Genomic DNA, 14,052 nt, shown 5'->3' with positions numbered 1-14,052 from the left:
GTTGATACATGGATAAAGTGGCTTGCATGATTCGCCACATCGTGCTGTCCACTTGGACCGACGACGCCACCGACGAGCAGAAGACCGCCGTGGCCGAGGCGCTGGGCACGCTGCCCGGCCTGATCCCGCAGCTGCGGTCGTACACGTTCGGCCAGGACGCGGGCATCAACCAGGGCAACCACGACTTCGCGGTGGTGGCGGACTTCGACAGTGTGGACGACTACCTGGTCTACCGCGACCACCCCGAGCACCAGGCGGTCATCGCCGAGCGCATCAAGCCGATCGTGGCCTCGCGTGCCGCCGTCCAGCTGAGCCTGTAGGTCTCAGACCTCGGGCGGACGGTTCTCCCGGTGCATCAGCCGGCCTTCCGACGTCTGGCCCCGCCGAGGGGCCAGCACGATGCTCAGCACGATCCCGACGCCGCCGACGATCATGAAGATCAGGCCGATGATGTCCATGTGCACGCTCTTGCCGAAGACGTCGGGCTCGATCGCGAACCTCAGGATGGCGCCCAGCGTGAGGAAGAAGATGCTGACCCCGACACCCATGGCGACCTCCCGGCAAAGAACGCGTACAGGCACCGTCATACCCGGCTAAAGCTGATCATCACGCCAGACAGGTCAGCGGCTCCCCGCCGTTGTACGTGATCATGTCGAGGATCGCCCCCACCAGGTCCATCGGCGGCCCGCCGAGATCGGCGTACGCGCGGTGCAGGTTGCCCACGATGCGCTCGGCGTCGAGCAGCCCGGCCCACTCGCGAGACGGGCAAGGTACTCCCGGCGGCGCCCCCGGTCTGTGCCGTTCACGACACTTCGACCAGGGGCGCACCCGTTGTCAGAAGGCGTCCTCCGGCAGCTCCATGAGCTCCTGGCCGGTGGACTCCAGCGTGCGGCGCTCGGCCGCGAGGCGGGGCAGCACGGTCTTGGCGAAGAACGAGGCCGCCGCGACCTTGCCGAGATAGAACGGGTCCTCGCCCTCGGCCAGCCGGGCCAGCGCCGCCTCGGCCTGGCGCTGCAGCAGCCAGCCGATGACCAGGTCACCCAGCGCGAGCAGGAACCTGGTGGTGTTCAGGCCGACCTTGTAGACCTCCTCCGGCTTCTCCAGCGAGCCGAGCGCCCAGGCCGCCATGGTGTCGCCCATCGCCTTGACCTCGGCGGCGGCCTCGGCGAGCAGCTTGCGCTCCTCCTTGAGCCGGCCGTTGCCCGCCTCGGAGCCGGCGAACGCGTTGATCTCGGCCAGCAGAGAGCCGACGGCCGAGCCCTGGTTGCGCAGGATCTTCCTGAAGAACAGGTCCTGGCCCTGGATCGCGGTGGTGCCCTCGTACAGGGAGTCGATCTTGGCGTCGCGGATGTACTGCTCGATCGGGTACTCCTGCAGGTAGCCGGAGCCGCCGAGGGTCTGCAGCGAGCGCGACAGCAGCTCGTACGACCGCTCCGACCCGACGCCCTTGACGACCGGCAGCAGCAGGTCGTTCATCTCGGAGGCGTGCCGGTCGTCGGGGTCGATGAGCAGGGCGTCCTGGAAGGTCGCGGTGTAGAGCACCAGGGCGCGCATGCCCTCCACGTACGCCTTCTGCAGCATGAGCTCGCGCCGCACGTCGGGGTGGTGGGTGATGGTGACGCGGGGCGCGGTCTTGTCGCCCGACCTGGTGAGGTCGGCGCCCTGGACGCGAGCCTTGGCGTAGTCGAGGGCGTTGAGGTAACCGGTGGAGAGCGTCGCGATGGCCTTGGTGCCGACCATCATGCGGGCGTGCTCGATGACCATGAACATCTGCTTGATGCCCTCGTGCACCTCGCCGACCAGGAAGCCGATCGCCGGGTGCTTGTCGCCGAAGGTCAGCTCGCAGGTCGTGGAGACCTTCAGGCCCATCTTCTTCTCGACGTTGGTGACGTAGACGCCGTTGCGCTCGCCGAGCTCGCCGCTGTCGAGGTTCACGTGGTACTTCGGCACCAGGAACATCGACAGGCCCTTGGTGCCGGGGCCGTGGCCCTCGGGACGGGCCAGCACGAGGTGGAAGATGTTCTCCGACATGTCGTGCTCGGCGCTGGTGATGAAGCGCTTGACGCCCTCGATGTGCCAGGTGCCGTCGGGCTGCCGCACCGCCTTCGTCCGCCCGGCGCCCACGTCGGAGCCGGCGTCCGGCTCGGTCAGCACCATGGTGGCGCCCCAGTTGCGCTCGATGGCCAGCTCGGCGAAGCGCTTCTGCTCCGGAGTGCCGAGCCGCCACAGCGTGTACGCGAAGTTCGGCCCCGCGGCGTACATGTAGAGCGCCGGGTTGGCGCCCAGCACCATCTCGGCGGTGGCCCACGCGAGGCTGCGCGGGATGCCGGGGCCGCCCAGGTCGGAGGGCAGGTCGAGGTGCGCCCAGCCGCCCTCCACCAACGCCTTGTACGACTTCTTGAACCCCTCGGGCACCTTCACTGAGGCGGTGGCCGCGTCGAACACGGGCGGGGTCCTGTCGCCCTCTTCGAAGGAGTCGGCGAGCACGCCGGTCGCAAGGCGGTTCATCTCGTCCAGGACGGAGCGGGCGACGTCCTCGTCGATCTCCGCGAAGGGCCCGGTGCCGAGGATCTCGCGTCTCCCGAAGACCTCGAAGAGGTTGAATTCCAGGTCACGCACGTTGCTCTTGTAGTGGCCCATGGGCGTCGATCTCCTTGAACCGAGATGGCTGTACTGGTGAGTAACCTTACTCTGAAATGCTACCCGCGGGTAACCCACGCCATGCATGGCATGCTCGTCTCCATGGACGCCGAAGAACTCGCCGCACGCTGGCGAGAGCGACTCGAATCCTGGGCGATTCCGGACGAGATCCTGGCCAAGGCCGTCGCGGACCCGTGGAGTCATTCGCCCGAGCGGTTCGGCACCCGTACGGACCGGGCGCTGGCCGAGCCGGACGACGGCCCCACCATGACCCGCGTGGCCGAGGCGCTGCCCGACAAGGGCACGCTGCTCGACGTCGGCTCCGGCCCCGGGGCCTCGTCGCTGCCGCTGCACGAGCGGATCGGCCACCTCTACGCCGTCGACACCTCGGCCTCCATGCTCGAAGGGCTGACGTCCAGGGCGGACAAGCTCGGCGTACCGGTCACCACGGTCGAGGGCCGCTGGCCCGACGTGGCGGGGCGGGTGCCGGTCGCCGACGTCACCGTGTCCGCCCACGTGGTCTACAACGTGCCGGACCTGGCTCCTTTCCTGCGCGCGCTCGACGACCACACGCAGGGGCGGGTGGTGATCGAGCTGCCGCACCGCCACCCCATGAGCTGGCTGACCCCGCTGTGGCAGCACTTCCACGGCGTCGACCGCCCGGTGCGCCCGATCGCAGAAGACTGCGTGGCGCTGGCGGCGGCGATGGGTTTCCCCGTGCGGGTGGAGGAGCGGGAGTCCCCCCTGGAACGTTTCACCTCGCTGGAGGAGCTGGCCCAGAGCGCCTGCCGCCGCGTGTGCCTCGACCCTTCGCGGGCCGAGGAGGTCGCCGCGACCGTGATGGAACTGGGCATGTGGCCGATGCCGCGCGACCGCTGGGTCACCATCTGGTGGGAATAACGGGGTTGCGGGCACGTTGTCGTCAATGAGCCTGGGAGGCTCCCGGACGAGACGCGCCGTACCCGGTACGCCAAGACGACGCACCCGAGTCAGTCATCGTCATCGAGGGAGTCGTCATCGTGGCGTGGATCGTCCTGGTGCTCGCGGGCCTGTTCGAGGTCGTCATGGCCCTGTCGCTCAAGCTCAGCAACGGGTTCAGCAATCTGTGGTGGACACTGTCGTTCGCCGTCACCGCCGTGCTCAGCTTCGGGCTGCTCTCGTACGCGCTCAAAAGCCTGGAAGTGGGCACCGCGTACGCCGTCTGGACCGGCGTCGGCGCGGCCGGCACGGCCATCCTCGGCATGATCGCCATGGGGGACGAGGTGTCACCCGCGCGGCTGATCTCCATCGCCCTGATCCTGGCCGGCGTCATCGGGCTGCGAACACTGGCTTGACGTCTTCGGTGGTGTCGGGTTGGGTGGCATCATGATCGAGATCCACGCCGTCACGTTCGACGCGGCCGACCCGTACGAGATCGCGAGCTGGTGGAGCAAGGCCACCGGGCTGCCTTTGGGCGAGGGCGACAAGCCGGGCGACGACGAGGTGATGCTGCGCACCAAGCAGGACCCGTACGTGCTGTTCATCCGCGTGCCCGAGGGCAAGACGGTGAAGAACCGGGTGCACCTCGACGTCAACGGCACCGAGGGCAGGACCCGTGACCAGGAGGTCGAGCGGCTGCTGGGGATGGGCGCCACCATCTACCAGGACCTGCGCGACGCCAACGGCGTCGGCTGGGTCACCATGCTCGACCCCGAGGGCAACGAGTTCTGCGTGTGCAGGTCGGACGCGGAGCGGGCCGCAGCTCAGGGCTGATCGGGTCAGGGCTGATCGGGTCAGGGCTGATCGAGTGAGGGCTGATCGAGGAGGTCAACGGGCCGATCGGGCACGCCCCCGCATCGCGAGCGTCAGGACACCGGAGATCAGGTAGACCAGCGCGCCGTGCCACAGGGCGTCCCAGCCGGCGCCGAAGACGCCCTCGCCGTCGAGCACGAGCTGCACGGGGTAGTTCAGCACGGCGGCGATGCCGGCGGGCAGCAGCGAGAACCGCCACGGGTGCTGCAGCGACCAGAGCCTGGCCTGCCGCGTCACGCGGTCGCCCACGTCGGGCTTGGCCACCGCGCCGATGGCGGCGATCAGAGAGAACAGGGCGATGCCCAGCCCCAGCGCCCACACCAGGTCGCCGCCGCCGGTGAGCACGCTCAGGCCGAAGCCGCCGGCGGCCACGGCGCCGCCGGTGATGGCGGCGGTCTTCCAAGGGGCGCCGCGCAGCGCGGCGGCCGACAGCGAAACCTCGTCGCGTCGAGTGATTTCGTTCATGTCACCAATGCTGCCCTTTGTCCGTCCCTGGGGCATCGGGGGCGGACCCTGAGCTGTCCCTGACATGATGCCGCCATGACGGACATTCAGCTTGTGCCCCTTCGTCCCGGTGACGGCGAGCGGCTGCGCGCGCTGCGCCTGCGGGCCCTCCAGGACGCGCCCGACGCGTTCGGCTCCTCGTACGAACGCGAGGTCGCGTTCACGCCGCAGCGGTGGGCCGAGCGGCTGGCCAACCCCGCCGCCCGCTACTGGGTGGCGAGGTCGGGAGCGGCGGACGTCGGCCTGGTGTGCGTGCTGCTGGAGGACGAGGGCAGGCACGCCCACCTGCTGTCCATGTGGGTCGCCCCCGAGGCCAGACGGCATGGCGCGGCGTCCCGCCTGGTGGACGCGGCCGTGGAGTGGGCGAGGAGCACCGGCGCCGAGGAGATGGGCCTGTGGGCGGTGGACGCCAACCAGGCCGCCCGCGCCCTGTACGCTCGCAAGGGCTTCACCCCCAGCGGCAAGGTCATGGCCCTGCCCTCCAACCCCGCGCTCATGGAGTCCCACTACGTGCTGTCCTTGATCTTCCGCACCGCCCGCAGGGACGACCTGCCCGCCATCGTCGCGATGCTGGCCGACGACCCGCTCGGCGCGCAGCGCGAGGGCGACCCCGCCGACGAGCGCTACCTCGCCGCCTTCGAGCGCATCGACGCCAACCCGCACGACGAGCTGATCGTGGCCGAGCAGGAGGGCAAGGTCGTGGGCACGATGCAGCTCACCTACCTCGCCGGCCTGTCCCGCCTGGGCGCCGAGCGCTGCCAGATCGAGGCCGTCAGGGTCTCCGCCGCCGTCCGCGGCCAGGGCCTCGGCCGCAAGATGATCACCTGGGCGATCGACCGGGCCAGGGCACGCGGCTGCGCCATGGTGCAGCTGACCTCCGACAAGACCCGCACGGACGCGCACCGCTTCTACGACTCGCTCGGCTTCACCGACTCCCACGTCGGCTACAAGCTCAAGCTGGACTGATCTCCACCCAGTTGTCGTGGAACCCGGCGCCGCGCCCCATGTCGGCGTCCCGCTCGGCCACGACGGCGTTCGGGTTCGCGCCGCCAGGGCTGAGCTTGGGCCAGCGGCCCTTCGTCGAGGCGACCACGCCGGGCGAGACCCGGTCGCTGACCTCCACGTCCGCGACGAACGCGCCGCCGTCGTTGTGCACCCGTACGCGCTGCCCGTCCGTCAGCCCCCTGGCCTCGGCGTCGGCCCTGTTGACCAGCACCACCGGGTCCTTGGCCCGCCGCCGCAGCTCGGGGTTGTTGCCGAACGTCGTGTTGAGGAACGTGTGCGCGGCCGGCGTCACCAGCCGCAGCCGGTACGGCGAGCCGTCCGCGACGGCCGTGTGCGGCGGCACGTACGCCTGGCCCTTCGGCGGGAAGCGCAGGCGGCCTGACCGCGTCGGGAAGCCGTCGGCGAACGGCGTGAAGGGCTTGGGGTAGTTCATCCGCACCCAGCCCTCCTTGCGCAGCCGGTCGAGGGTGACGCCCTCCAGCGACGGATGCCCGCTGCTCAGCAGCTGCTCGGCCAGCTCCAGGTCGGAGTCGTACAGCGAGGGCTCGGTCAGCCCCATGTGCGCCGCCAGCCGGCGGAACGTCTCCGTCGTCGACAGGCACTCGCCGGGCGGCTGCACGGCCTGTTCGTTCCACATCAGATAGAGGTGCCCGTAGCCGGCGTGCAGATCATGATGTTCGGTCTGCATGGTCGCGGGCAGCACGATGTCGGCGTAGTCGGCCGTGTCGGTGGGGAAGTGCTCCATGACGACCGTGAACAGGTCATCGCGCATGAGGCCGCGCCTGATCGCGTTGGAGTCGGGGGAGGAGCCCACCGGGTTGGCCGCGTACACGAACAGGCACTTCACCGACTCGTCCAGCTGCGAGGCCAGCTTGGTCATCACCCGCGTGCGCACCGGGCCTGGCAGCAGGTCCTCCCGGGTGTCGATGTCGAGGTGCACGTGATCGCTGGTCGAGAAGGCCATGCCGCCGCCGGGGTGCCGCCAGTCGCCGGTCACCGCAGGGATCGCGGAGATCGTCCGCAGCGCCGTGCCGCCGCCCGCGTGCCGCTGGAGCCCGTGCGTGGCGCGCAGCCCCGCAGGGCGCGTGTGCGCGAGCCTCATCCCCAGCCTGTGGACGGCCTCGGCCGGAATCCCCGTGATCTCGGCCACCCTCCCCACCGGGTGGCTCAGGATCTCCTCGCGGAAGCCGGCCCAGCCCTCGGTGTGCGCGGCGAGATACTCCTCGTCCTGGGCGTTCTCCGCCAGCACCACGTTGAGCAGGCCCAGCGCAAGCGCCGCGTCCGTGCCCGGCCTGATCGCCAGCCACTCGTCCGCCTGGTCGGCCGTCCTGGTGCGGATGGGGTCGATCGCGACGACGTGGGCGCCGTTCGCCCGCGCCTCCTGGATGAACTTCCACAGGTGGTGGCCGCTGGTCAGCGTGTTCGTGCCCCAGAGCAGAATGAGCTTCGACAGCGCGAAGTCCTCGGGGTCCATGCCGGCCGCCGTGCCGTTCGTGCGGCGCAGGCCGCTGTTGCCCGCCCCCGAGCAGATGTTCAGCCAGTGCTTGCCGGCGCCCAGCACGTTCCAGAACCGCCGGCCCGCCACGCCCTCGCAGCCCTGGAGGTAGCCGAGCGTGCCGGTGCCCACGTACGGCCAGATGGCCTCGCCGCCGTGCTCGTCCACGATGGCGCGCAGCCGTACGGCGATCTCGTCGAGCGCCTCGTCCCACGTGATCCGCTCGAATCGGCCGGACCCCTTCGGCCCGACCCGGCGCAGCGGGTGCAGGATGCGGTCGGCGGCCCGCGTGTGCTCAAGGTAGCGGTTGACCTTCACGCACAGCGCGCCCCTGGTGTAGGGCTGATCGGGATTGCCGCGCAACGAGACGGCCTGACCGTTCTCCACACCGACCACCCACGAGCAGGTGTCCGGGCAGTCAAGCGGACAAGCCCCCAGAACTCTCAATGCACCCGACATGCGACACAGCCTATGTCGCCACGTGGACAGGAATTCAAAGGTGAACCCGGGGAAGCCCACCGTGTAGCCTGCCCCCTGCGACGACTGCGGGGGGACGGTCGGGCACATTGAACGCCTGGAGATCGTACAGTCCGCCACGGGAAGGTGCAGAATCGCTGTCGGTGGCCGAAATCAGGGAACGAGATGACACGGAGGACCTCGCGGAGGGGGACCCGGCCGTGGCTGAGTCACGCGCGGAAACCGACGTCTACGTCGTAGAGCCGCTGCTGCCCCAGCGCTTGCGCCGCCCCTCCGACCTGCTGCGCTTCATCGCCACGCTGCTCGTGCTCGGCGCGGTCATCCTGCTCGCCCTCGTCGCCAAGCAGACCCTCATCGGGCTGGAGGCCGACGTCAAGGAGGGCGCCGAGCTGGTGCCGCTGCTGAGCAGGATCGCCGCCTTCCTCGGCGGCGCGGCCGTGCTCATCGTGCCGGTCGCGTTCGCGGTCGAGCGCGTCTTCCACCGCGACGGCCTGCGCGTCGCCGAGGGGCTGATCGCCGCCATCGTCGGCATGGCCGGCTCGTTCCTGCTCGGCCAGTGGCTGGTCGCGGGCAACATGAACGACCTGCGCGTGCTGCTCACCGGCGGTCGCGAGATGGAGCCGCTCAACACCCTGCTCACCTCGGTCGTCGCGTACGCGACCGCCGTCCGCATCTCCCGCCGCCCCACCTGGCGGATGCTGATGTGGACCACCATCGCCCTCTACATCCTGGCCTTCTTCTCCGGCCGCCAGATCACCATCCCGAGCGCCATCGTCACCGTCCTGGTCGGCATGGCCATCGGCTACGCCACCCTCTACGGCGTCGGCAGCCCCAACACCCGCCCGCCGGGCAGCGCCGTCGTGGCCGCCCTGCGCAAGCTCTCGTTCTCCCCGGTCTCCGCCCGCCGCGTCGAGGACGACCACCAGGGCAGCCGCCGCTACGCCGTCGGGCTCAAAGACGGCAGCAGCCTCGACGTCACCGTCCTCGACCGCGACCGGCAGGTGGCCGGCCTGCCCTACCGCCTGTGGCGGCGCATCAGGCTCAACTCCGAGACCAGGCGCCGCGCCATCAGGTCGCTGCGCGCCGAGCTCGAACGCGAAGCCCTCATGGCGTACGCCGCCCAGGCCGCCGGCGCCAGCACCCCCCGCCTGCTCGGCACCAGCGAGATCGGCACCGAGGCCGCCCTGCTCGCCTACGAGCACATCGACACCCGCTCACTCGACGAGCTGTCCGACGACGAGATCGACGACGAGCTGCTCGCCCAGATCTGGGAGCAGGTCGAGCTGCTGCAGATCCAGCGCCTGGCCCACCGCAGGCTCACCGGCGACAGCATCCACGTCGACGGCGCCGGCCGGGTCGTGCTCACCGACGCCCGCAGCGGCGAGGTCGCCGCCGGTGACCTGCTGCTCCGGCTCGACGTCGCGCAGCTCCTCACCTACCTCGCGCTGCGCGTCGGTCCCGAGCGCTCGGTGCGCACCGCGGCCGCCGTCATGGGCCCCGACGCGCTGGCCTCCGCCATGCCGCTGCTCCAGCAGATCGCGCTGACCAGAGAGACCCGAGCCGCGCTCGCCAAGGCCAAACACGTGCTGCCCGGCATCCGCGACCAGATCGTCGCGCTCAAGCCGCAGAGCAAAGTCGAGGAGATCCGCCTAGAGCGCTTCCGCCCTCGCACGCTCATCACGATCATCGCCAGCGCGATCGCCGCCTACGTCGTGCTCTACCAGCTCAGCCAGGTCGACGTCTACCACGTCATCACCACCGCCAACTGGGCCTGGTCGGGGCTGGCGCTGGTGGCCTCGTTCGCCAGCTTCGTGGCCGCCGCGCTCATGCTGCGCGGGTTCGTGCCCGAGCACCTGCCGCTCTGGCGCACGGTGCTCGTGCAGTTCGCGTCCTCGTTCGTCAAGCTCGTCGCGCCCGCCGCGGTGGGCGGCGTCGCGATCAACACCCGCTACCTGCAAAAGCGCGGCGTCCCCCCGGCCAGCGCGGTCGCCAGCGTCGGCGCGTCGCAGCTCATCATGCTGATCTTCCACATCGGGCTGCTGGCGCTGTTCGCCTACATCACCGGCTCCAACACCGCCACCTCGTTCACGCCGTCACGCGGGCTCGTGCTCGCGCTGCTCGCCGTCGCGGTGCTGGTCGTCGCCGTGCTCGGCGTGCCGCCGCTGCGCCGCCTGATCACCGGCCGGCTCTCCAAGCTCTTCTCGAACGTGCTGCCGCGGCTGCTCGACGTGCTCCAGTCGCCACGCAAGATGATCGAGGCGGCCATCGGCACGCTCATGATCACCCTCATGTTCGTGCTCTGCCTCGACGCCTGCATCGCCGCGTTCGGCTACGACATCAGCTTCACCGCCGTGGCCGTCGTCTACCTCACCGCCAACGCGATCGGCTCGGCCGCGCCCACCCCCGGCGGTCTGGGCGCGGTCGAGCTGGCGCTGGTCGGCGGGCTCGTGCTGGCCGGGGTGCCGAAGGAGCTGGCCACCTCGGCCGTGCTGCTCTACCGGCTGCTCACGTTCTGGCTGCCGGTGCTGCCCGGCTGGGCCTCGTTCACCTACCTGCAGCGCCACGAGGCCCTCTAGAAGCCGGCTCAGCGGCGCCCGGCGGTGATCTTGTCGATCGCCTCCAGCTCGTCCTCCGTGAACGCGGGCCCGTCCACGCACGCCACGTTGTCCTCCAGCTGCTTGACGCTGCTGGCGCCGATCAGCACGCTCGTCACCCGTGAGTCGCGCAGCGTCCACGACAGCGCCATCTGCGCCAGCGTCTGCCCGCGCGTGCGCGCGATCTCGTTGAGGTCGCGGGCGAGGTCGAGGTCGATCCTGTCGGCGCTCAGGAACCGGCTGGTCGCCGCCCGCGAGTCGGCCGGCACCCCGTCGAGGTAACGGTCGGTCAGCAGGCCCTGCGCCAGCGGCGAGTAGACGATGCAGCCCATGCCCGCCTCCTCCAGCGCGTCCAGCAGGCCGTCCTCGATCCACCGGTTGATCATCGAGTAGGACGGCTGGTGGATGAGCAGCGGCGTGCCCAGCTCGCGCATGATCCGCGCGGCCTGCGCCGTCTGCTCCGCCGAGTAGTTGGAGATGCCCGCGTACAGCGCCTTGCCCGAGCGCACCGCGCGGTCGAGCGCGCCCATCGTCTCCTCCAGCGGCGTCTCCGGGTCGGGACGGTGGCTGTAGAAGATGTCGACGTAGTCGAGGCCCATGCGCTTGAGCGACTGGTCGAGGCTGGCCAGCACGTACTTGCGCGAACCCCACTCGCCGTACGGGCCCGGCCACATGTCGTAGCCCGCCTTGGTCGAGATGATCAGCTCGTCCCGGTACGGCAGGAAGTCCTCGCGCAGGATGCGGCCGAAGTTGCTCTCCGCCGACCCGTACGGCACCCCGTAGTTGTTGGCCAGGTCGAAGTGCGTCACCCCGAGGTCGAACGCGCGCCGCAGGATCGCCCGGGAGTTCTCGATCGGCCGGTTGTCGCCGAAGTTGTGCCACAGCCCCAGCGACACCACCGGCAGCTTGAGCCCGCTGCGCCCGCTGCGGTTGTACGGCTGCCGCTCGTAGCGCTGCTCGTCGGCCTGAAATGTCATGACGTGCCTTTCTCAATGATCCAGGACAGCGCGAACGCCTCTTCCCGCCAGGCGTCGTAACGTCCGCTGCGCCCGCCGTGCCCCGCACCCATCTCCGTCTTCAGCAGGAACGGCCCGCCGCTCGCCGTGGCGCGCAGCCTCGCGATCCACTTCGCCGGCTCGTGGTAGAGCACGCGCGTGTCGTTCAGGCTGGTGATCGCCAGAATCGGCGGGTACAGCCTGCCGTCCACGTTCTCGTACGGCGAGTAGCTCTTCATGTAGGCGTATACGTCAGGGTTGTGCAGCGGGTCGCCCCACTCGTCCCATTCGATCACGGTCAGCGGAAGCGACGGATCGAGGATGGTGTTGAGCGCGTCCACGAACGGCACCTCGGCCACGATCCCGGCGAACTCCTCGGGAGCGAGGTTCGTCGCCGCGCCCATCAGCAGCCCGCCCGCCGAGCCGCCCCTGGCCACGATCTTGCTGCTCCAGCCCGCCGCCCTCATGTGCTTGGCCGCCGCCACGAAGTCGGTGAACGTGTTGCGCTTGCTGGTCAGCTTGCCCTGCTCGTACCAGTGCCTGCCCATCTCGCCGCCGCCCCGCACGTGGGCGATCGCGAACACGAACCCGCGGTCGAGCAGCGACAGCCTGGGCACCGAGAAGCCGGGGTCGATCGAAGTCTCGTAGCTTCCGTAGCCGTACAGGACGGTGGGGGCGGGGGTCTCGGTGTCCTTGCGCTTGACGAGGGAGACGGGGATCTTCGTGCCGTCCTCGGCCGTGGCCCACTCGCGCACCTGCTCGTAGTCGCCCGCGTCGAAGCCGCCGAGCACCGGGCGCTGCTTGAGCAGGATCAGGTCGTGGGTGTCCAGGTCGTAGTCGTACACGCTGGCCGGGGTGACCATGCTCGTGTAGCCCAGACGGAGCCGCCGCGTGGTGAACTGCGCGTTGCCGGCCGGGCCGACGTCGTACAGCGGCTCGGGGAAGTCGATCTCGTACGCGTTGCGCTCCGCCGCCTCCACCCGCTCGCGCCAGTCGCTCCCGCCGGCCGGGTAGGGGAGCACCCGCAGGCCGGTCAGGCCGTCGCGGCGGAAGTGCACCACCGCGTGGTCGGAGAACGCGTCGATCTCCAGCAGCCTGGTGTCGGTGCGGTGGGAGATGAGCGGGGTCCACGTGCCGGGGTCGTCGAGGGGGGCCGTGGACAGCTCGAAGTTCGCGGCGTTCTCGTTGTGCAGGACGTAGAAGAAGCCGCCCGCGTGCTCGACGCCGTACTCGACGCCGGTCTTCCTGGGCCGGACGAGCTTGAACTCGCCGCCGGGGTCGTTCGCGTCGAGGATGCGGACCTCGCTGGTGATCTTGCTGCCCGCACCCAGCACGAGGTACTGCTCGCTGCGGGTCAGCCCGATGCCCACCCAGTAGCGCTCGTCGCTCTCCTCATAGACGAGCACGTCCTCCTGGGTGCCCAGGGTGTGCCGGTAGACCTGGTAGGGACGCCAGGCGTCGTCCACGCGCGTGTAGAAGAACGCGGAGGCGTCGGCCGACCAGGCGCCGCCGTAGAAGATGTCGGTGACCTCGTCGGGCAGGATCTCGCCGGTTTCGAGGTTCTTGAACTTGAGCGTGAACCGCTCGTTGCCCGTGAAGTCGGTCGAGAAGGCCAGCATCTTCCCGTCGGGGGAGACCGCGCTGGTGCCGACCGAGAAGAACGGGCTGTCGCCGGCGAGCTCGTTGCCGTCGAGGACCACCTGCTCCTGGTCGAGCCGTTCCCCGGTGGTGATCTCAGGTGGGGTCTCGCTGTCGGCGGGCACCCGGCACGACACCGGATACTGCTTGCCCTCCTCCGTACGCGAGAAGTACCACCACGAGCCCTTGCGGCTCGGCACCGACAGGTCGGTCTCCTGAGTGCGGCCCTTGATCTCCTGGAACACCTGCTCCTGGAGGTCGGCGAGGTGAGCGGTCTCCTTCTTCAGAAAGTCGTTCTCCGCCTCCAGATAGGCGGTGGTGTCGGGATCGTCCTTGTTGCTCAGCCAGGCGTACTCGTCGATGACGATGTCGCCGTGGTGGGTGCGCTCCGTAGGGATCTTCTTCGCCACTGGCGGCGTGTTGCTGCTCACGTGGGGAGTCTATGTTCGGTTGTGATCGTTCTGTTGCCGTCGAAGCAGGAGAACCGGCACGAGCGGTGGAAGGGCGCTGCTAATCTTTGAGAGCCGACGCGGAGCGGCACAACCCACATCCTTCACTCAGGTGACTGCGATGTGTTGTGTCACTGATCGTCGGCAATCCCTTGTGACGCGCCGGTTCGCAGATCGATTCGCAGATCGCTCGACGGGCTGGTAAGTTAGAGGGGTTGTCTCCGAAAGGGGGCGCGGCTTAATTCTTGGAAAGTCGAGCCGGTCCGGTCAATTTGACAGGGACTTGAGCGGCTGAAAAGATTAAGACATAACAGAACGAACGGAGTGAACGCCTCCGAGCGGGGATCACAGAGATTGTGGTTTCGGTGAGGATGTACGCGTCCGTTTCTTGAGAACTCAACAGTGTGTTAAAAGCCAGTGCATGATGCACAACCCCGTCATATTTTGACGGATTCCTTTGGTTG

12 protein-coding genes, 1 pseudogene and 1 riboswitch are annotated in these 14,052 nt (G+C 69.3%); of the genes and pseudogenes, 7 read left to right on the top strand and 6 right to left on the bottom strand.

Annotated elements, in window-relative coordinates:
- Positions 1-26: 26 nt before the first annotated feature.
- Entirely contained in the window at positions 27-320 is a 294-nt protein-coding gene (locus ABZW11_RS03125; protein WP_355412056.1) for a Dabb family protein, read from the top strand.
- A 3-nt stretch (positions 321-323) separates the two neighbouring features.
- On the opposite strand, the gene ABZW11_RS03120 is transcribed toward ABZW11_RS03125, so the two are convergent.
- Together ABZW11_RS03120 and ABZW11_RS03115 are read right to left on the bottom strand one after the other, a co-directional pair.
- Entirely contained in the window at positions 324-548 is a 225-nt protein-coding gene (locus tag ABZW11_RS03120; protein ID WP_355412054.1) for a hypothetical protein, read from the bottom strand.
- A gap of 286 nt (positions 549-834) precedes the next feature.
- Positions 835-2,640: an acyl-CoA dehydrogenase gene (locus ABZW11_RS03115; RefSeq protein WP_355412052.1), complete on the bottom strand. Its 1,806-nt coding sequence runs from the start codon at positions 2,638-2,640 to the stop codon at positions 835-837.
- 102 nt (positions 2,641-2,742) lie between these two features.
- Between ABZW11_RS03115 and ABZW11_RS03110 the strand changes: the two genes are divergently transcribed.
- The 3 genes from ABZW11_RS03110 to ABZW11_RS03100 all read left to right on the top strand — a co-directional run bounded on the left by ABZW11_RS03110 (position 2,743) and on the right by ABZW11_RS03100 (position 4,392).
- A complete protein-coding gene (locus ABZW11_RS03110; protein WP_355412050.1) occupies positions 2,743-3,540 on the top strand; it encodes a class I SAM-dependent methyltransferase in 798 nt (265 codons plus the stop codon).
- Between the two features lie 24 nt (positions 3,541-3,564).
- Positions 3,565-3,625: riboswitch (guanidine-III (ykkC-III) riboswitch) on the top strand.
- A 34-nt stretch (positions 3,626-3,659) separates the two neighbouring features.
- Positions 3,660-3,974, top strand: a complete 315-nt coding sequence (locus ABZW11_RS03105; protein WP_355412048.1) for a multidrug efflux SMR transporter — start codon at positions 3,660-3,662, stop codon at positions 3,972-3,974.
- 31 nt (positions 3,975-4,005) lie between these two features.
- Complete coding sequence (locus ABZW11_RS03100) at positions 4,006-4,392, top strand: VOC family protein (RefSeq protein WP_355412046.1); 387 nt, start codon at positions 4,006-4,008, stop codon at positions 4,390-4,392.
- A 54-nt stretch (positions 4,393-4,446) separates the two neighbouring features.
- On the opposite strand, the gene ABZW11_RS03095 is transcribed toward ABZW11_RS03100, so the two are convergent.
- Complete coding sequence (locus tag ABZW11_RS03095; RefSeq protein ID WP_355412044.1) at positions 4,447-4,896, bottom strand: hypothetical protein; 450 nt, start codon at positions 4,894-4,896, stop codon at positions 4,447-4,449.
- Between the two features lie 75 nt (positions 4,897-4,971).
- Between ABZW11_RS03095 and ABZW11_RS03090 the strand changes: the two are divergent.
- Both ABZW11_RS03090 and ABZW11_RS03085 read left to right on the top strand, forming a co-directional pair.
- Positions 4,972-5,388: pseudogene (locus ABZW11_RS03090) on the top strand (GNAT family N-acetyltransferase); the annotation flags it as partial.
- 42 nt (positions 5,389-5,430) lie between these two features.
- Complete coding sequence (locus tag ABZW11_RS03085; protein WP_355412850.1) at positions 5,431-5,901, top strand: GNAT family N-acetyltransferase; 471 nt, start codon at positions 5,431-5,433, stop codon at positions 5,899-5,901.
- On the opposite strand, the gene ABZW11_RS03080 is transcribed toward ABZW11_RS03085, so the two are convergent.
- On the bottom strand, positions 5,888-7,894 hold the full coding sequence (locus tag ABZW11_RS03080; protein WP_355412042.1) for a molybdopterin-dependent oxidoreductase: 2,007 nt from the start codon (positions 7,892-7,894) through the stop codon (positions 5,888-5,890). The genes ABZW11_RS03085 and ABZW11_RS03080 overlap by 14 nt on opposite strands.
- 218 nt (positions 7,895-8,112) lie before the next feature.
- On the opposite strand from ABZW11_RS03080, the gene ABZW11_RS03075 reads away from it, so the two are divergent.
- Complete coding sequence (locus tag ABZW11_RS03075) at positions 8,113-10,488, top strand: lysylphosphatidylglycerol synthase transmembrane domain-containing protein (protein WP_355412040.1); 2,376 nt, start codon at positions 8,113-8,115, stop codon at positions 10,486-10,488.
- A gap of 8 nt (positions 10,489-10,496) precedes the next feature.
- On the opposite strand, the gene mgrA is transcribed toward ABZW11_RS03075, so the two are convergent.
- Both mgrA and ABZW11_RS03065 read right to left on the bottom strand, forming a co-directional pair.
- Positions 10,497-11,483, bottom strand: a complete 987-nt coding sequence (gene mgrA / locus ABZW11_RS03070) for an L-glyceraldehyde 3-phosphate reductase (protein WP_355412038.1) — start codon at positions 11,481-11,483, stop codon at positions 10,497-10,499.
- Positions 11,480-13,570 (bottom strand): S9 family peptidase, encoded by a 2,091-nt coding sequence (locus ABZW11_RS03065; protein WP_355412036.1) that lies wholly within the window; start codon positions 13,568-13,570, stop codon positions 11,480-11,482. Before ABZW11_RS03065 ends, mgrA begins: the two co-directional genes overlap by 4 nt.
- Between the last annotated feature and the right edge of the window lie 482 nt (positions 13,571-14,052).

Source organism: Nonomuraea sp. NPDC004580 (assembly GCF_040609855.1).
GTDB classification, from domain to species: domain Bacteria; phylum Actinomycetota; class Actinomycetes; order Streptosporangiales; family Streptosporangiaceae; genus Nonomuraea; species Nonomuraea salmonea.
This window is presented reverse-complemented; position numbering and strand designations above follow the sequence as displayed.

Coding starts and splice junctions, on each gene's coding strand:
- ABZW11_RS03125 (WP_355412056.1), top strand. CDS start 27: ATGATTCGCCACATCGTGCTGTCCACTTGGACCGACGACGCCACCGAC.
- ABZW11_RS03120 (WP_355412054.1), bottom strand. CDS start 548: ATGGGTGTCGGGGTCAGCATCTTCTTCCTCACGCTGGGCGCCATCCTG.
- ABZW11_RS03115 (WP_355412052.1), bottom strand. CDS start 2,640: ATGGGCCACTACAAGAGCAACGTGCGTGACCTGGAATTCAACCTCTTC.
- ABZW11_RS03110 (WP_355412050.1), top strand. CDS start 2,743: ATGGACGCCGAAGAACTCGCCGCACGCTGGCGAGAGCGACTCGAATCC.
- ABZW11_RS03100 (WP_355412046.1), top strand. CDS start 4,006: ATGATCGAGATCCACGCCGTCACGTTCGACGCGGCCGACCCGTACGAG.
- ABZW11_RS03095 (WP_355412044.1), bottom strand. CDS start 4,896: ATGAACGAAATCACTCGACGCGACGAGGTTTCGCTGTCGGCCGCCGCG.
- ABZW11_RS03085 (WP_355412850.1), top strand. CDS start 5,431: ATGGAGTCCCACTACGTGCTGTCCTTGATCTTCCGCACCGCCCGCAGG.
- ABZW11_RS03080 (WP_355412042.1), bottom strand. CDS start 7,894: ATGTCGGGTGCATTGAGAGTTCTGGGGGCTTGTCCGCTTGACTGCCCG.
- mgrA (WP_355412038.1), bottom strand. CDS start 11,483: ATGACATTTCAGGCCGACGAGCAGCGCTACGAGCGGCAGCCGTACAAC.